Source organism: Flavobacterium sp. UMI-01, assembly GCF_019656315.1.
In the GTDB taxonomy this organism is placed as follows: domain Bacteria; phylum Bacteroidota; class Bacteroidia; order Flavobacteriales; family Flavobacteriaceae; genus Flavobacterium.
In genome coordinates, this window is the sequence record NZ_BPLU01000010.1 from 21,519 (window position 1) to 38,376 (window position 16,858).

General features: G+C 34.3%; 15 protein-coding genes. 4 read left to right on the forward strand and 11 right to left on the reverse strand.

The genetic code is table 11. The annotated features are described in order from the left end of the window. Window positions 1–52: 52 nt before the first annotated feature. From K5R64_RS06750 to K5R64_RS06775, 6 genes are all read right to left on the reverse strand, one after another. Complete coding sequence (locus K5R64_RS06750; RefSeq protein WP_220762090.1) at window positions 53–619, reverse strand: aminodeoxychorismate/anthranilate synthase component II; 567 nt, start codon at window positions 617–619, stop codon at window positions 53–55. Window positions 620–692: 73 nt separating this feature from the next. Beyond that, window positions 693–2,093, reverse strand: a complete 1,401-nt coding sequence (locus K5R64_RS06755) for an anthranilate synthase component I family protein (protein WP_220762091.1) — start codon at window positions 2,091–2,093, stop codon at window positions 693–695. A 282-nt stretch (window positions 2,094–2,375) separates the two neighbouring features. Further along, the gene (locus tag K5R64_RS06760) at window positions 2,376–2,942 is read right to left on the reverse strand and encodes a YceI family protein (RefSeq protein WP_220762092.1); all 567 of its coding nucleotides are present in this window, start codon (window positions 2,940–2,942) and stop codon (window positions 2,376–2,378) included. 219 nt (window positions 2,943–3,161) lie between these two features. Then, window positions 3,162–3,725: a YceI family protein gene (locus K5R64_RS06765; protein WP_220762093.1), complete on the reverse strand. Its 564-nt coding sequence runs from the start codon at window positions 3,723–3,725 to the stop codon at window positions 3,162–3,164. A 29-nt stretch (window positions 3,726–3,754) separates the two neighbouring features. Beyond that, window positions 3,755–4,387: an NAD(P)H-dependent oxidoreductase gene (locus K5R64_RS06770; RefSeq protein WP_220762095.1), complete on the reverse strand. Its 633-nt coding sequence runs from the start codon at window positions 4,385–4,387 to the stop codon at window positions 3,755–3,757. 12 nt (window positions 4,388–4,399) lie between these two features. Further along, a complete protein-coding gene (locus K5R64_RS06775; RefSeq protein ID WP_220762097.1) occupies window positions 4,400–4,855 on the reverse strand; it encodes a MarR family winged helix-turn-helix transcriptional regulator in 456 nt (151 codons plus the stop codon). Window positions 4,856–5,064: 209 nt separating this feature from the next. Here K5R64_RS06775 and K5R64_RS06780 point away from each other — a divergent pair, with 209 nt between their 5' ends. Further along, window positions 5,065–9,558 (forward strand): PAS domain S-box protein, encoded by a 4,494-nt coding sequence (locus tag K5R64_RS06780; protein ID WP_220762098.1) that lies wholly within the window; start codon window positions 5,065–5,067, stop codon window positions 9,556–9,558. Here the strand turns inward: K5R64_RS06780 and trxA are convergent, their stop codons facing one another. Genes trxA through K5R64_RS06795 form a run of 3 tightly spaced genes read right to left on the reverse strand, consistent with a single transcriptional unit; the run spans window position 9,559 to window position 11,770 of the window. Then, window positions 9,559–9,864, reverse strand: a complete 306-nt coding sequence (gene trxA / locus K5R64_RS06785) for a thioredoxin (RefSeq protein ID WP_220762099.1) — start codon at window positions 9,862–9,864, stop codon at window positions 9,559–9,561. It lies immediately after the preceding gene. 52 nt (window positions 9,865–9,916) lie between these two features. After that, on the reverse strand, window positions 9,917–10,306 hold the full coding sequence (locus K5R64_RS06790; protein WP_255580318.1) for a DUF202 domain-containing protein: 390 nt from the start codon (window positions 10,304–10,306) through the stop codon (window positions 9,917–9,919). 42 nt (window positions 10,307–10,348) lie between these two features. Next, a complete protein-coding gene (locus K5R64_RS06795; RefSeq protein WP_220762100.1) occupies window positions 10,349–11,770 on the reverse strand; it encodes a rhodanese-like domain-containing protein in 1,422 nt (473 codons plus the stop codon). Window positions 11,771–11,953: 183 nt separating this feature from the next. Here K5R64_RS06795 and K5R64_RS06800 point away from each other — a divergent pair, with 183 nt between their 5' ends. Further along, window positions 11,954–13,285, forward strand: a complete 1,332-nt coding sequence (locus K5R64_RS06800) for a cytochrome ubiquinol oxidase subunit I (RefSeq protein ID WP_220762101.1) — start codon at window positions 11,954–11,956, stop codon at window positions 13,283–13,285. Window positions 13,286–13,379: 94 nt separating this feature from the next. Further along, window positions 13,380–14,456, forward strand: coding sequence for a cytochrome d ubiquinol oxidase subunit II (cydB, locus tag K5R64_RS06805; RefSeq protein ID WP_220762102.1), 1,077 nt, complete (start codon window positions 13,380–13,382; stop codon window positions 14,454–14,456). A gap of 84 nt (window positions 14,457–14,540) precedes the next feature. Here cydB and K5R64_RS06810 read toward each other — a convergent pair whose 3' ends face one another. Next, window positions 14,541–15,326, reverse strand: a complete 786-nt coding sequence (locus K5R64_RS06810) for a sulfite exporter TauE/SafE family protein (RefSeq protein WP_220762103.1) — start codon at window positions 15,324–15,326, stop codon at window positions 14,541–14,543. Window positions 15,327–15,597: 271 nt separating this feature from the next. After that, window positions 15,598–16,227: a Crp/Fnr family transcriptional regulator gene (locus K5R64_RS06815; protein WP_220762105.1), complete on the reverse strand. Its 630-nt coding sequence runs from the start codon at window positions 16,225–16,227 to the stop codon at window positions 15,598–15,600. A gap of 277 nt (window positions 16,228–16,504) precedes the next feature. Here K5R64_RS06815 and K5R64_RS06820 point away from each other — a divergent pair, with 277 nt between their 5' ends. Then, window positions 16,505–16,810 carry a rhodanese-like domain-containing protein gene (locus K5R64_RS06820; RefSeq protein ID WP_220762106.1) on the forward strand — a complete coding sequence of 102 codons (306 nt, stop codon included), beginning with the start codon at window positions 16,505–16,507 and terminating at the stop codon, window positions 16,808–16,810. Window positions 16,811–16,858 lie beyond the last annotated feature (48 nt).

Here is a 16,858-nt window from a genome sequence, read left to right on the forward strand (position 1 = left end):
GCTAAGGTTCTAAGTTTTTATTAACTGAATACTATAGACTGAATATTGCTTACTAGCTGTTTACCCAATTTTCTAGCATTTTCTTTCCATTTGGAGTTAAAACGCTTTCAGGATGAAATTGTACGCCTCGTACATCATAAGTTTTGTGGCGTAGAGACATGATTTGACCATTTTCATCAACTGAAGTAGCTTCTAATACTTCTGGTAAAGTAGCGTCAACTACCCATGAATGGTAACGTCCAACTTCAAATTCACGGGCTAAACCTTTAAATAAAATTTCATCATCAACAACGGTTTTTACATTTGTAGCCACTCCATGATAAACATTATCTAAATTTGAAAGCGTACCGCCATATACCTCGCCAATAGCTTGTTGTCCTAAGCAAACACCAAAAATACTTTTGGTAGCGCCATATTTTGCAATCACTGGTTTTAAAAGTCCCGCTTCATCAGGAATTCCAGGGCCTGGTGAAAGGAGGATTTTATCAAAATGTCCAATTTCATCTAAATCAAATTCGTCATTTCGATAGACAGTCACTTCACAATTTAAGTCTTCTAAATAATGGACCAAATTGTAGGTGAAACTGTCGTAGTTGTCAATAACTAATATTTTTTTCATTTTTTTAAAGTTGTTTTATAAGAGAAAAGAGGTATGCATTTTTGTTGCTTACTTTCTCACTCTTAACTTTTTTCTAAATAGTTTCGGCTAAATCCAATGCGGTGTTTAAAGCTCTCAATTTATTATATACTTCTTGCATTTCGCTCTCTTCGTCAGAACTTGCAACGATTCCGGCACCCGCTTGTGAATGCAATTGGTGGTTTTTGCTTAAGAAAGTCCTAATCATGATGGCATGGTTAAAATTACCTTCAAAATCCATGAATCCTATTGCGCCACCATAAAAATTACGATTGGTTTTTTCGTAATCTTCAATCAATTGCATGGCTCGGTGTTTAGGAGCGCCACTTAGGGTGCCTGCAGGGAAAGTGTCGGCAACAACTTGTAAAGTGGTAGCATCTTGATGAAGGTGACCTGTTACCTTGGAAACCAAATGGATTACATGCGAAAAGAATTGTACTTCTCTATAGCGCTCTACATTCACATGGTGTCCGTGACGACTCAAATCGTTTCGAGCCAAATCGACCAGCATCACATGTTCGCTGTTTTCTTTTTTATCTTCTGATAGTTGTTTGGCTAGAATGGCATCCTTTTCATCATCTCCAGTACGTTTAAAAGTTCCTGCAATTGGATGGATTTCGGCTTTTCTGTTTTTTACGATGATTTGGGCTTCTGGGGAAGAACCAAAGATCTTGAAGTCACCATAGTCAAAAAAGAAAAGATATGGCGATGGGTTGATACTACGTAATGCTCTATAAACATTGAATTCATCTCCTTTGAAGCCTTGAGTAAAACGTCTGGATAGTACTAGTTGGAAAACATCACCACGGTAACAGTGTTTTTTAGCCAAGGCTACATTTTGTTTGAATTCTTCATCGGTTAGATTAGAAAATCCATCTCCTACTTTGGTGAAACTGTAGGTCGCCAAATTTCGTGATTGTAATAACTGCTCTAATTCAGCTATGTTGTTTTGACCGTCTAAGCTATGACAGAAAATATAGGCTTGATTTTTAAAGTGATTAATAGCAATGATGTTTTGATAGATGGCATAATAAACATCGGGAATGGTATTGCTATTCTCTTTCTTGGCAATTGTTACTTTTTCGAAATACCGAACTGCATCATACGAAATGTAACCAAACAACCCATTGTTGATGAACTTAAAATCGTTTTTCTCTGATTGAAATTGACCTGAAAATTCTTGTATGATTTGTGGGATATCAGTAGAAGAATCAATTGCGATAGTCTCTGAAGTTCCATCAGGGAAATTTTTATAAATCGTTTCGTTTTCAATTTTGAACGAAGCAATTGGGTTGCAACAAATATAAGAGAAACTGTTGTCGCTACCGTGATAGTCGCTACTTTCCAGTAATAAACTATTCGGGAATTTATCTCTTATTTTCAGATACACGCTTACAGGAGTAATGGTATCAGCCAATATTTGTTTATAATGGGTTTTGAGTATAAAGGGTTTCAATTTCTTTTGATTTTAAAATTAGTTGACTCAGATTTTTTTAATTGAAAAAAGGCTTGTCGTGATGACAAGCCTTTTTATATATTTTTATAGAAATAATACCATAGGAGCTTAGTTCACGACTATTGACGTAAATTGTTCCACCACCAAGTATTTTTATTTGTAAATTTCATAACGCAAATATATAAATGAAATTTGATTATTCAAATATTAAATTGCAAATTAGTTTGAATTTATTTTAGATAACCCCATTTGGTGTTAAAAAAAGCATCGTGGTTCCAGTGTTTAAAAGACTAGATTTACTTTTAGGTCAAATTGATCGTAAATCGTTTTGTCTCCTAAATCATCAAAAAAGCTGCCTGAGCCATATTTGATGTCGTATTTTGTACGATCCACACTTAGGTTTGCTGTAGCTGTGTTTCCTTTGACAATTAAATCAAAAATAATTGGATTTGATTTTCCTTTAATCGTTAACGAAGCAATTATTGTATAAACATTATTTCCTTTGTCCGTAATGGTTTTAAAGGTCAATAATGAAGTATCAAAGTTATAGATTCCAAAAAAATCATCCGATTTCAAGTGTCCTTCCAGTTTGGCTTTAGAGCTTCCAGTTTGATCAGTATTGTTGAGTGTAGTCATATCGGCAACAAAATTACCTCCTATGACTTTATTGTTTTTAAACTCGAGTCGGCCTTCTTTGAATTTAATGGTTCCTTCATGTTGTCCTGTTATTTTTTTACCAGTCCAAGTAATTAGGCTTTTTGAGACATCTATTTTTTTGATTTGTGCTTTTGTGCTTGAAAAACTGAAAAGAACAAAGAATGCGAGGAGTAGGGGTTTTAGATTTTTCATTGTAAGACGGTTTTGGTTAATAAATAATGACTTGTGCGTTTAATTATTGCATAATACTGGTGTTCTTACTCAAAGTTACAATAAATTCACAAATTAAGATTAAAAAACAGTAAACAAATGTAAATCAACAGGTCGTATTCTTTTTGTTGCTCTTTTATAAAACTAAAAACACCTCTACATTTGAAATAATAGAGGTGTTTTGTAATAATTTTATGTGATTTAGAATTTTAAATCTACTGTCAGTTCAAATTCATCCGAAATAGCTTTGTTTCCTAAGTTGTCAAAAAAGCTACCAGAACCATATTTAATATCGTATTTTGTTCTATTTACATTAAAAGTTGTAGAAGCAGTATTTCCTTTAACGGTTAAGGTGAACGTGATTGGATTTGTTTTTCCTTTGATTGTTAAATCACCAGTAACGATATACACATCTTTGGCTTTTGTAGCAATTTTTTTAAATACCAATGTAGATGTTGGGTATTTATCCGTACCAAAGAAATCATCTGATTTCAAGTGGCCATCTAATTTTTGTTGGTGTTCACCGGATAAGTCAGTTGCCGTCATGGTAGGCATATCTACGGTAAAATTTCCGCCTACTAATTTTTCATTCTTAAAAAATAATTGACCTTCTTTGAAGTCAACTGTACCATTGTGTTTTCCAGTTACTTTTTTACCAACCCAGTTGATGGTACTTTTTGAAACATCGATTTTTTTGGTTTGTGCATTTACTGATGCGGTAAAAGCGATTACGAATGCTAAAGCAAGTGTTTTTAGATTTTTCATTGTTTTTAAGTGTAAAATTGATTATTTAATTAAAGTGTGATAAACAGTTCTTCTTGTGATTTTCTAACTTTTTTATAATGTTGGGTATCATCTTCTGTATGACGGTATCCAATAGTTGCTATTAAAGAAGCATTTAATCCTAAAGCATTCAGTCCTAAAATTTCATTCACTGCTTTTGGGTCAAAACCTTCCATTGGGGTAACGTCTATCTGTTTTTCGGCAGCGGCGTTTAATAAATTGCCCATGGCAAGATACGTTTGTTTAGAAGTCCAAATATTTTTTTCTTCTGAACTTAATGTTAAAATTTTGGATTTCATGAAATCAGCATACCCCTGTAGCGCTTCCAAAGGCAAATTACGCGTTTTACTAATATTGTCGAAATACGCATCAATGGTCGTTTCGTTGATATCAGTGAAATTAGCAAAAACAATAAGGTGTGAGGCATCTACTATTTGTGATTGTCCCCAAGCCACGGGTTGAATTTTTGCTCTTAATTCAGGGTTTTCAATGATGATAACTTGATAGGGTTGTAAACCATAAGAAGAGGAACTTAATCGGATGGCTTCTTTTAGGAAATTCAAATCTTCAGTTGTGATTTTTTTACTAGCATCAAATTTTTTGGTAGCATATCTCCAATTTTGTTTTTCTATAAATGTGTTCATAAGGATTTTATCTTAATTGTTTCGGTATTTTTCTAATAATTCGTTCAGTTGTTGCAGTTCAACAGGAGTGAGTTTCTTTGAAAAGTAATTTTCGTGATCTTTTACTTTCGGTTCTAATTCGGCTAAGGTATCTAACCCTTTTTGGGTAATTAAAACTTCAATTTTTCTTCGGTTATCGGGACATACTTTTCGTGTTACGAGTTCTTTTAATAATAGTTTGTCCACTAAACGAGTGGTATTACTTGTTTTAGCAATCATTCGTTCTTGAATCAAGCACATGTTGGCAGGATTTCCTTTTTGACCTCTTAAAATACGAAGCACATTATATTGTTCACTTGAAAGGTCATAAGGTTTTAATATTTCGCTGAACTGTTCTGAAATCATTTTTTCAGTGTACATTATATTCAAAATAACTTTGGTCGCATCATTTAATGTGCCCGTTGTTTTGGTTATTTCTTCAATTCTCATAATGTAGTTGTTTATTTGTAGGTACAAATATAGTATTTATTTTATTTGTATATACAAGTTTTTGTTGTTTTAACATTTTATTTTGATAAAATACGGTTAGAAGCTTTATATACAGTTTTTTAATACTAAATAATTACAAAGTGTTAAAAAAAAGTACTAAATTTAGGGGTTACGAACATAGGGTATGGACTACAGGTAAGTTGGAGCGTATGAAACAAAATAAACCTACTATTGAAGAATTAGAATTTAAGATAGCTAATTTGGAATTGGTTATTGAAAAATTAAAAAACGAAGAAGGCAGTAAGTTGGATTCTAATACCGCAATTACTCAAAATAGAGAAGTTGCTGAGCAAAGGAAACACATCTCATTTTTCGAAAGAATAACAGATGCTTTTATCGCATTAGATGCTAATTGGTGTTATACTTATATGAACCAAAAAGCGGGAGAATATTTGGATCGCAATCCAAATGATATGATAGGCAAATGTATATGGGAGGTTTTCCCTAAAGCCAAAGAACTTCCTTTTTACGAGGCGTATCATGCAGCGTATGCAACACAATCGTACACTTATATCGAAGCCTATTATCCTTCTTATGATTTATGGTTTGAGAATCACATTTATCCTTCACCCGATGGTATTTCTGTATTTTTTAAGGATATTACCTTAAAGCGAAAAAATATTGATTTATTAGAATTAAGTGAGAAAAGGTTTCGTGCATTAGTCGAACATAATGAAGAGATCATCTCGGTTATAGACCAAAACATGCAACCTGTTTATCGCAGTAAATCAATTGAAAAAATTACAGGTTGGACTACCCAAGAGCGAGGCAATTTAGCAGTAACAGAGTTTATTCATCCTGATTATTTGGATTATTTAAAAATTAAAATTCAAGAGTCCATTGAGCAACCAGATGTTTTGGTACCTATATTGTTACAAGTAAAACATAAAAAGGGACATTATCTTTGGTTAGAAGGTACGCTAAATAATAAGTTAGAAGATGCAGCTGTAAAAGGTATTATTTTTAATATCCGTGATGTTACTGAAAAAATCAATATAACTCATTCTTTAACAGAGGAGAGGGATAAGTTTTTAAAGATTGCTGCTACTTCACCCGGGTTAATCTATTCTATGAAACAAGATACTGACGGAGCTATTAGTTTTCCTTATACTAGTGAAGCGCTCGGTTCTATATTTGGCTTGAATCATGACCAAATCGTTCAGCATCCCGAAACCATTTTTGAAAATATTCATCCGGATGATGTAAATGAGGTTTTAAAAAAAATAAAGAAAACGAAAAACGACTTGGTTCCATTGCATTGTGAGTACCGATATCTTCATCCTACAAAAGGATGGTTATGGCATGAAGTGAACTCTTTGCCAGTAGTGGAACCCGATGGTGCAGTGGTGTGTCATGGCATCATTACAGACATTACCGAAAGGGTTTATGGAGAGCAAAAATTACTCAAATCCAATCGGCTTTATTTGTTTATCAGTCAGATTAATCAAATGATTGTCCAAACGACTAAGCAAGAAGTTTTATTTAACAAAGCTTGTCAAATAGCAGTGGATTTTGGGAAGTTTAAAATGGCATGTATTGGCATGTTGGATAAACCAAGCCAAATTTTTGTCCCTGTAGAAATAGCAAAATTAGATAGTGACTTTGATATAAAGCGTATTTGGGAGCAGAATTCGTTAAACCGACAACTTGCGGCAGTTATCTTGTCAAATGGGAAAAGCATTGTTTATAATGATTTAGAGAAAGAAACTGGGTTAGCAACACTAGCGGAAAGTGGTGTAAAATCCATGATGGCTTTGCCAATAAAAAAGTTTGGAAAAGTAGAAGGAGTATTTGTCTTTTGTGCGGATGAGGTTGATTTTTTTGATAAAGAAGAAGAAGGTTTATTAGAAGAGGCTACAGGAGATGTTTCATTTGCTTTAGAGTTATTTGACAAAGAAGCCTTGCGTAAAAAAGCCGAAAAAGAACTTATCGAAAGTGAAAAACGATACCATACCTTGACCGAGGTTTCTCCGGTAGGTATTTTTAGAACAGATTTGGACGGTATGATTTCGTATGTGAGTTCAAATATGCAATTGATGTCAGGGCTCACCTTTGAAGATTATGAAGAATGTGATTGGATAAAAGCTATTCATAGGGAAGATAGAGAAAATATTGCTGATTTATGGGTGCAATTAATACGTGAAAAAGAAGAAAAATCAGCTGAATTTCGTTTTGTTCGACCAGATGGTACTCTTATCTGGTTGTTGGGTAATGCCATCCCTCAAAAAGATGCTTCAAATCGTACAGTTGGTTTTATAGGTACGTTGACTGATATTACCAGTCAAAAAATAGCTGAAGAAGAAATAAGCAAGGCCAACGAACGTTTCGAAATGATTTCTTCGGCTTCTAATGATGTTATTTTTGAATTGGATTTTAAGAATAATAAAAGCTGGCATAATAAAATTCATGATGAAATATTGGATTCATTTGATGAAAGATTGTCAACGGAAGAAAATCGAGAATTGTGGAGAACACGATTGCATCCAGAGGATAAAGAGCGTGTATTGACTTCGCTTAAAGAAACCTATGAAAGTGATGCTACAACTTGGTCATCAGAGTTTAGGTTTTTAAAGAAAGATGGGCAATACGGGACTTTTTATGAGCGTATAATTATCATTAGAGACGAAAAGGGAAGGGTTGAAAAATTAATAGGCTCCATGATGGATGTCTCTGAAATAAAAAAAGCAGAGGAAGAACTTAGAGTGCTCTATCGCAGGTTAGAAGGCGTTTTTGATGCACTACCCGATATGTTATTTGAAGTTGCGGGAAATGGAACAATCAAAAATTATCATTCGCATCGTGATGAACTTTTGACAATGCCAGCAGAACAGTTTTTGGGTAGAAAATACAATGAAATTTTGCCGCCAGAAGCGGCTAAAATATGTGGAATTGCCTTAAAGGAAGCCGATGATAAAGGATATTCAACAGGAAAACGTTATTGGTTGGATTTGCCTATAGGAAAACATTGGTTTGAATTGTCGGTGTCTAAATTAGAAAGTAAAGGGGATACGGACTCCCTTTTTATAATTCTTTCTCGTAATATAACTTCAACAAAAAAAATAGAAGACTCTTTAGTAAAAAGTAAAAGAAGGTACAGAGGCTTATTAGGGAATTTAGATGCTGCTATTATTGTATTTGCACCAGATACATCCATTCTCATGAGTAACAATAAAGCGGCAGAGTTATTCAGTATTAATTTAGAGAATAAAGTAGCCTTAAAGGAACTTTTTGAGCAATTAATTTTTCTAGACGAAAAACAAAATGAATTATCTTTTGCTAATTATCCATTAAATAGAATCATACGAACCAATAAATCCATAAAAAATGTCACTATTGCTATTAAAAATCCTACTATTAAAAAAGTTGTTTGGGTTTTGGTAAATGGATTTCCGTTATGGAATGAAAAGGGTGAAATAGACGAAATTGTTATTAGTTTCATTGATATTACGGAACAAAAAGTGATGGAATATGAAATTAAAAAAGCTAAAGAACAAGCCGAAGCGGCTAATAAAGCAAAAACGGACTTTTTGGCTAATATGAGCCATGAAATCAGGACTCCTTTGAATGGGATTATTGGTTTTTCCCATTTGTTATCTGAATCCAATTCAATCGAAAACCAGCGGGATTACTTAAGAACTATTAATGAATCGGCGACGACATTAATGCAAATTGTCAATGATGTACTAGATTTTTCTAAAATTGAATCGGGTAATCTTGAATTAGAGTTAGAGGAGGTTAATTTGGGGCAACTATGCAATCAAACCATTTCTTTATTTAAACATCAAGCCAGCCAAAAAGCGATTGATTTGGTATTGGATTTCGATAAAAACATACCCGAAATTATTTTAGCTGACGCTGTTCGATTAAAGCAAATATTAGTGAATTTGGTAGGGAATGCATTGAAATTTACTGAAATTGGTGAAGTTAGATTGGCCGTTTCTTTAGAAAAAGATGCTGACTCTAAGGCAAGAATTTACTTTTCTGTTAAGGATACTGGAATTGGTATTAAGTCATCCAATAATAAAAAGATTTTTAATTCATTTATTCAAGAAGATACTTCTACAAGTAGGAGATTTGGAGGGACTGGTTTGGGCTTGTCCATTTCGAATCAATTATTACACTTGATGAGTAGTAAATTGCATTTGAAATCAAAATTGGGCGTGGGGAGTACTTTTTATTTTACAGTTGAATTTGAAAAAGTTTTGGATAAAAAGAGCACTGCAAAAGAGGATACCATTAACGTTTTTCCGTCGGTATTAAAAATAGTGAGTTCAAAAACCATTTTATTAGTTGAAGACAATAAAATCAATATGGTGTTGGCCAAAACTTTGATTAAGAAAATAATGCCCAATTGTATTATACATGAAGCCTACAATGGTTTACAGGCCATTGAGGTATGCAAAAGAGAGAAAATTGATGTCATTTTTATGGATATCCAAATGCCTGTTAAAAATGGGTATGAAGCTTCATACGAAATTAGAAAAGATGAAAATTTTTCAAACGTCCCCATTATTGCTTTGACAGCAGGAATTTTGGTGGGTGAAAAAGAAAAGTGTTTTGAATTTGGTATGAATGATTATTTGTCAAAACCTATCATTTTTTCTGATTTAGAACAAGTACTAAGTAAATGGTGTGCCAATTAATTATATTTTAGCCTTATGTACAATAGTATTGATAATTTCATTTTTGTCTAATACTCCTGATTGTTTCCATAAGGGTTCTCCATTTTGAAATAAAAGTAAGGTAGGTACGCTTCGAACTTGATATTTTCCTGCGATGGAAGGGTTCTTGTCAATGTCAATTTTGATTATAGAGATTTGGTCTCCTAAACTGTCTTTCACTTCTTTTAGTATTGGGCTTAGTGTTTTACAAGGGCCGCACCAAGTGGCAAAAAAGTCAATAAGAACAGGTTTTTCACTGTTGATAATGGTATTAAAATTGCTATGCATAATCGAGGTTTTTAGGTTGGGAATAATGGATATAGAAGTCCATGAGAGACTTCTATTCTTGGTATTGGAGTTGATAATCTCCAATGTGTTTTCGGTTGTCTTGAATCATTCGTTTGTGACGGAAATAATTTAGTATTCCAAAAAATAAAATAAACCCAGAAATTACAAAAAAGATAATTTCTACAAGTAAGCTATTTTCTATTTGGAGTAAATTTCGCGCGCTTAAAGCTACTATAGAAAAATACATGGCGGTGCGTAAAAAAGCCAAAAAAGTACTTTGATTGGCTAGTATCGTACGCTGTAAAGCTAGTTGTTCTCTGAGTATTAAGTCTTTTTTTAAAGTCTCAATCACTTTGTTTGGTCTTACAAGAGGTTCGCTGGCTTTTGATCTTCGCCTAAATTTCATGAGCTTAGCAAAATTGAGTTTTGATAAAAAAATCATAGGTTTCAATTTTTAATTTTGGAATACTAAAAATACGATTTTTTAATTCGATTTCAAAACTTTACTTTGGCAAACAAAATCAGTTTTAGGTATGTTGGTCTTGGCTATTGCAGCAAATCCGCCTTCAATTTCTGTAAAATTTCGAAAGCCTCTGGCTTGTAAAATAGAAGCTGCAATCATGGAACGATATCCGCCACCACAATGCATATAAAAGTGCTCTTTTGGGTTGATTTCTTCAATCCAGTCGTTGATGTATGCGAGAGGTCGTAGGTAGGCATCATTGATGTGTTCAGCATTGTATTCGTTCTCTTTACGTACATCAATCACTTTGCTTTTTCCTAATTCAAATTCTTTTTCAAAAGTTGTGGCAGTAATTCGATGTACACTATCTATTTCTTTATTTGCTTTTTGCCAAGATTCGAAGCCACCTTCTAAATGGCCAACAATATTGTCAAATCCTACGCGACTCAATCGGGTTACAGTTTCTTCTTCTTTTCCTGGAGCTGTGACAAGAATTATAGGTTGTTTTACATCTTCAATAAGTTCGCCAACCCATAACGCAAAACTTCCATCAATACCGATATTTATTGATTGAGGGATATGACCATCAGCAAATTCTTGGCTTTCTCTACTGTCTAAAATTAAAGCTCCTGTGTTTTCTGTAATAGTTTCAAAATCAGAAACGTGTATGGCTTTCATTCCGTGGTTTAACACACTCTCAAAACTTTCATAACCTTGTTTGTTCATGGCGACATTCATGCCAAAGTAAGCAGGTGGAGGTGCTAAGCCATCAGTAACCTCCTTGATGAATTCAGCTTCAGTCATATTGGCTCTCAAAGCATAATTGGTTTCTTTTTGGTTTCCAATGGTAGATACGGTTTCCTTACTCATGTTTTTACCACAAGCACTTCCTGCTCCGTGTGCAGGATAGACAATCACATCATCAGGTAATGTCATAATCTTATCACGAAGGGAATGGTACAAAATTCCAGCCAATTCTTCTTGAGTCATAGAAGCTGCTTTTTGAGCTAAATCGGGTCTTCCTACATCACCTATGAATAGTGTATCGCCTGAAAAGATAGCGTGTTTTTTTCCTGACGAATCGAGGAGTAGGTAAGTAGTACTTTCCATAGTGTGACCAGGTGTATGAAGCGCTTGGATGGAGATGTCTCCAATTTTGAATTCCTGACCGTCTTGGGCAATTATGGCTTCAAATTCAGGATTGGCATTGGGACCGTACACAATTGGAGCCTCCGTTTTTTTGCTTAAATCAATGTGTCCTGAAACAAAATCAGCATGGAAGTGGGTTTCAAAAACGTACTTTAATTTTACTTTATCGCGCTTTAATCTTTTCAAGTAAGGAGCTGTTTCTCGTAAAGGGTCAATGATGGCCGCTTCGCCATTTGATGTGATGTAATATGCGCCTTGGGCTAGGCAACCGGTGTATATTTGTTCGATTTGCATGATTTTATATTTTAATTTATATAAACAAAGGTAGGGTAGTATTTGGTGTTATATAGTGACTAAAGTTACATAATCTTAAAATGGTATGAAACCCTAAAATAATTCCAATTTTAAAAAGGATTCAAGTGGGTTTTCTAAATCGTTTAGGTTAAATTTGTGGCATAGTAATAAAACTCCTTTTCGATGGAAGAAATGCTCTTTTACGACCGAATGCAGTTTGCATTCACCATCACTTTTCATTATTTGTTTCCGCAATTGACTATGGGCCTTTCTTTGATTGTGGTTTATTTTAAATGGAAATTTTTACAAACAAACGACCCACATTATAATAAAGCCACGCATTTTTGGATGCGTATTTTTGCTCTTAATTTTGCCATGGGGGTTGTGACGGGTATCCCTATGGAGTTTCAATTTGGTACCAATTGGGCCAAATTTTCAGAGCTCACAGGGGGTATTATTGGGCAAACATTAGCTATGGAAGGGATGTTTTCTTTTTTTCTTGAATCTTCCTTTTTGGGGATGTTTCTTTTTGGGGAGAAAATCATAGGACATCGTTGGCATTTTGTAACCGGCTTATTGATTTGTTTAGGGTCGTGGGCAAGCGGTTATTTGATTATCGCTACACATTCTTGGATGCAACATCCAGTAGGGTATGAGGTGCTAGAGAATGGCAAATTTGTACTAACTAATTTTAAAGTACTCTTTACTAATTTATGGCTTTGGCCTTCGTATTTACACAATCAAGCGGCTTCGTTAGTGACCAGTTCGTTTGTTGTAGCGGGTATAGGAGCCTTTTATATTTTAAACAATCGCAATGTATCTTATGGGAAATTGTTTTTAAAAACCGGAGTAGTTTTTGGGTTGATTTCCAGTTTGGTAGTTGCAATGCCTACAGGAGATTTATTGGCTAAAAATATGGCAAAATACCAACCCGTTACTTTTGCAGCTATGGAGGGTATTTTTCATACCGAAGAAAAGGGAGCTGAGATTGTACTTATAGGGCAACCAGACGTAAAAGACAAAAAATTAGACAATAAAATTGCTGTTCCAAATGTGTTGAGTTTCTTGACTTATGGGAATTGGGATACTGAGATCAAAGGCCTTGATCAGTTTCCAGAAAACACGCATCCTACGAATATTTCGGGTTTATATTATGCCTATCATATTATGGTAGGATTAGGAACCTTATTCATCGGGATGACGGTGTTAGCGGCATTTCAATTGAGTCGAAATAAATTGTTTCAAACTAAATGGTTGTTGTGGTCGTTTCTATTCATGATGCCCTTTCCTTACATTGCGAATACAACAGGCTGGTACACTGCTGAATTAGGGCGTCAACCGTGGTTAGTATATAATTTATTGCGGACCGCCGATGGTGCTTCACCAACGGTTTCCTCTGGGAATACCCTGTTTACCTTGATGGGATTTGTAGGGCTGTATGCGCTTTTGGGGATGTTGTTCGCTATTTTGGTTGGGAAAATTATTTATAAAGGTCCTGACCCCACAGCGCATTAATTAAAAAAAGGAGATCTAAAATCAATTTAGGATTTTCATAAATAACATAACTAAAATATGTTTTTCGTTCATCACAAAATAAAATAATTTGCTTATGGAATTTTTTTGGTATATCGTTTTAATCTTCATATTAGGGACTTATTTGGTCTTGGATGGATATGATTTTGGTGCAGGAATTATCCATTTGTTTTTTGCCAAAAAAGAAAAAGATAAAAAAGCCATTACCAATGCTATTGGTCCTTTTTGGGATGCGAATGAAGTTTGGTTAATTGCGGGAGGAGGGGTGTTGTTTTATGCTTTTCCTACATTGTATGCCGCTTCTTTCAGTGGGTTTTATTTGCCTTTAATTATGATTTTATGGTTGCTTATATTTAGAGCAGTAGGTTTAGAATTGCGTGGGCAATTTCATCACCCTATGTGGGAAGCTGTTTGGGACAAGGCATTTGGAATTGCCAGTTTGTTATTGGCCTTGTTTTTTGGAATGGCCTTAGGGAATGTAGTCCGTGGAGTTAATTTAGGAATGGTAATCAATGGTGTTTCAACTCAAGAACCGCATTATTTTTTCTTGCCACTATGGAATGCTACCTTTAGTCCTAAAGCAGCTGAGTTAGGAATTATCGACTGGTTTACTTTGTTTTTAGGTGTGGTAAGTGTTGTTGCGTTGATGATTCATGGTGCTAATTGGATTATTTATAAAACCAATTCAGACTTAAATCCCAAATTAAAAGAGGTTATTTATAAACTAAATTTTGTGCTTCTAGTTCTCGTTATCGTATCGATCTCGGTTTGGCATATTATCGAAGAAGACCCCTTTCATAATTTTATAGCACATCCGCTTCTTTTTGTGTTTCCCTTAATCACTTTTATAGGGCTTTTTGGGCTTTTCAAAATCAAAACGTTCAAGAAGGATGGAACGGGGTTTTTATTTTCTACTTTGTTTTTGGTTGGAGGCTTTACTTCTACGACGGCTTCTATTTTTCCTGAAGTTTTGCCTTCTACGAATCGAGTTAATCCTTCGCTAACTATTTATAATGTTGCCAATGAAGCGTATGCACTATCAGTGGGGGTATATTGGTTTGCGATTGCGCTCGTATTAGTAATAGGTTATTTTGTGATTCAGTACAAAGTTTTTAGTGGTAAGATGGATGATGTAGGGTATGGCGAGCATTGATTTTTAACATAAAACAAGAATTTAATAATTGGAGTTCACAATTGGTTTTATTAAGTTATTGTTGAGGTGCTCTATTAGTAACCTTTAATAAAACATTTCTTTTACAATGATATAAATGCCCATAACGAATACAAACCATCCAAAGAGCGGTTTGAGTTTATTTCCGTCTATTCTTTTTGAAAATTGAATGCCTATTAACATTCCTATAAATGCCATTCCGGAGATGGTAAACAGTAATGTATAATCGATGGGAGTTCCAATATATAAGTCGCCCAAAAATCCAATGGCAGAGTTGATGAAAATAATCAATAATGATGTGCCTACAGCTTGTTTCATTGGTAAATTAGCAAAGAATAGTAAGGCTGGGATAATCAAAAAGCCTCCACCTGCGCCTAAAAATCCAGTGACTATTCCAACAAGAAAACCAATAAATCCTAGTTGGATAAAATTGGTTTTGGGATATTTTACTATTGTTTTTTTATCCAAAATCATGGAAAGGGATGCAGTTATCATTAGAATGGAGAATACTAACATGATAAGTAAGTCTTTTGAAACAGCATAAGAGGCTATTGTAAAAAGAGTAGATGCTATGTGAGGGAAAATCACTTCTCGGATAATTAAAATCGACACTATTGAAGGTACGGCAAAGTACAATGCCGTTTTTATATTTAGGTTACCAAGTTTGAAATGACTATAGCCACCAAACAGAGCTGTACTACCTACAATAAATAACGAATAGCTTGTAGCGAGTTCAGGGTCAACTTTGAATAAATATACTAATATGGGTATGGTCAAGATGGAGCCTCCACCGCCAATTAAACCCAAAGAAAGTCCTATAATAATTGAAGCAAAATAACCTAAATATTCCATTTTGTAATTTTTATACAAAGGTGGAAGTTTCTGTAGCGTTACACAGTAACATTTATCACAGACTTAAACCCAAATTACGCAGTACACCTCGTATGGAAGCGAAATTTTGAATAAATTCAGGTGCTCACGGAGATTTTTTGAAGAAGGAATAGTAAACTATTTGCTTCGCCAGTTCGAGCAAAGCTCTCAGGTCAATGATAAAAAATTGAGTAAGTGCCTGAATTTGAAGAAAAATAAAGTTGAGTAGATTTCTACTGTCATTTGGGTTAAATTATAAATCAATTAATTCAATGTTGTTGCGGTGTAATTTGACTAATCCCCGTTGTTCCATCTTTTTTAGCAAGCGAGAAATTACCTCTCGTGAGGTATTGAGTTCGTTACCTATTTCTTGATGGGATAATTTAAGTACGTTGCATCCACAAGCATCACGGTGTCGTTTAAGGTAAAATTCCAAGCGTTCATCCATAGCTCGAAAAGCAATGCTATCTACTACTTCAAGAACTTCTTCAAAACGACTTCGATAAGTTTCGATGACAAATTCGTACCAAGTACGATGTTGCATCATCCATTGGTCCATTAGCGATAGCGGAATCATCATCAGTTCAGCATCCTCGACTACTTTGGCCATGATTTGGCTTTTTTCATTTTTGGTTGCACAAATCATAGAAATGGCACAAGCCTGTCCTGGTTGTAGGTAGTACATGAAAAATTCACCGCCATTTTCTCCTTCTCTAAATACTTTTACTCTGCCTTTGGTAATCAATACGGTGTTTTTAATGTATTGTCCTGTTCTCATAATGATTTCACCAGCTGGGACTTCCTTGAAAGTAGCATTTTGTTCTACTGCTTGAATCAGTTCAGAAGAAAAAGTGGAAAAAATGTTTTTGATTGTGTCAGACATAACTTAAATAGGATTTATTCAAATATACTACCTTTTTTGAGAAAGCAAGTGGATAGCACAACATTCAATACTAATTAGTAGTGGTGAATCAGATGTGATTTTAAAAAGATTTATGTTGAAGTTTTTTCTTATATTTCTAGCTCTCTTTTTATTTTCTTATATAGCTGTAATACAATTGGTTAGAATTACTAATACGTTTTCGTGACAAAGAATAATTCAAAATTTATGTTTTATAATTAATAAAAACCTTGTATTTTTGATAAAAAAATAACGAATTATGAATTTATCACAAGAAGAATGGGTTGCTCAGTTAGAAGCAGACGAGAATGTTGTAATTCTAGATGTAAGAACAGAGAGCGAAGTTAATGAGGGTATGATTCCAAACGCCATTAACATAGATATACATAAAGGACAAGAATTTATTTCAGAAATTGATGCTTTGGACAGAAACAAAAAATACTATGTGTATTGCCGTTCTGGAGCAAGAAGTGCTAAAGCATGCGAAATAATGAATGAACTAGGATTCGAACACACTTATAACCTATTGGGCGGTATGCTGGAATGGGAAGGTGAAGTAGAATAACACTAAAGAAAAGAGGGTAAAAACCTCTTTTTTTCATTTTAAAAAACA

Coding starts and splice junctions, on each gene's coding strand:
- K5R64_RS06750 (WP_220762090.1), bottom strand. CDS start 619: ATGAAAAAAATATTAGTTATTGACAACTACGACAGTTTCACCTACAAT.
- K5R64_RS06760 (WP_220762092.1), bottom strand. CDS start 2,942: ATGAAAAATCTAAAACCCCTACTCCTCGCATTCTTTGTTCTTTTCAGT.
- K5R64_RS06765 (WP_220762093.1), bottom strand. CDS start 3,725: ATGAAAAATCTAAAAACACTTGCTTTAGCATTCGTAATCGCTTTTACC.
- K5R64_RS06770 (WP_220762095.1), bottom strand. CDS start 4,387: ATGAACACATTTATAGAAAAACAAAATTGGAGATATGCTACCAAAAAA.
- K5R64_RS06775 (WP_220762097.1), bottom strand. CDS start 4,855: ATGAGAATTGAAGAAATAACCAAAACAACGGGCACATTAAATGATGCG.
- K5R64_RS06780 (WP_220762098.1), top strand. CDS start 5,065: ATGAAACAAAATAAACCTACTATTGAAGAATTAGAATTTAAGATAGCT.
- trxA (WP_220762099.1), bottom strand. CDS start 9,864: ATGCATAGCAATTTTAATACCATTATCAACAGTGAAAAACCTGTTCTT.
- K5R64_RS06790 (WP_255580318.1), bottom strand. CDS start 10,306: ATGATTTTTTTATCAAAACTCAATTTTGCTAAGCTCATGAAATTTAGG.
- K5R64_RS06795 (WP_220762100.1), bottom strand. CDS start 11,770: ATGCAAATCGAACAAATATACACCGGTTGCCTAGCCCAAGGCGCATAT.
- K5R64_RS06800 (WP_220762101.1), top strand. CDS start 11,954: ATGGAAGAAATGCTCTTTTACGACCGAATGCAGTTTGCATTCACCATC.
- cydB (WP_220762102.1), top strand. CDS start 13,380: ATGGAATTTTTTTGGTATATCGTTTTAATCTTCATATTAGGGACTTAT.
- K5R64_RS06810 (WP_220762103.1), bottom strand. CDS start 15,326: ATGGAATATTTAGGTTATTTTGCTTCAATTATTATAGGACTTTCTTTG.
- K5R64_RS06815 (WP_220762105.1), bottom strand. CDS start 16,227: ATGTCTGACACAATCAAAAACATTTTTTCCACTTTTTCTTCTGAACTG.
- K5R64_RS06820 (WP_220762106.1), top strand. CDS start 16,505: ATGAATTTATCACAAGAAGAATGGGTTGCTCAGTTAGAAGCAGACGAG.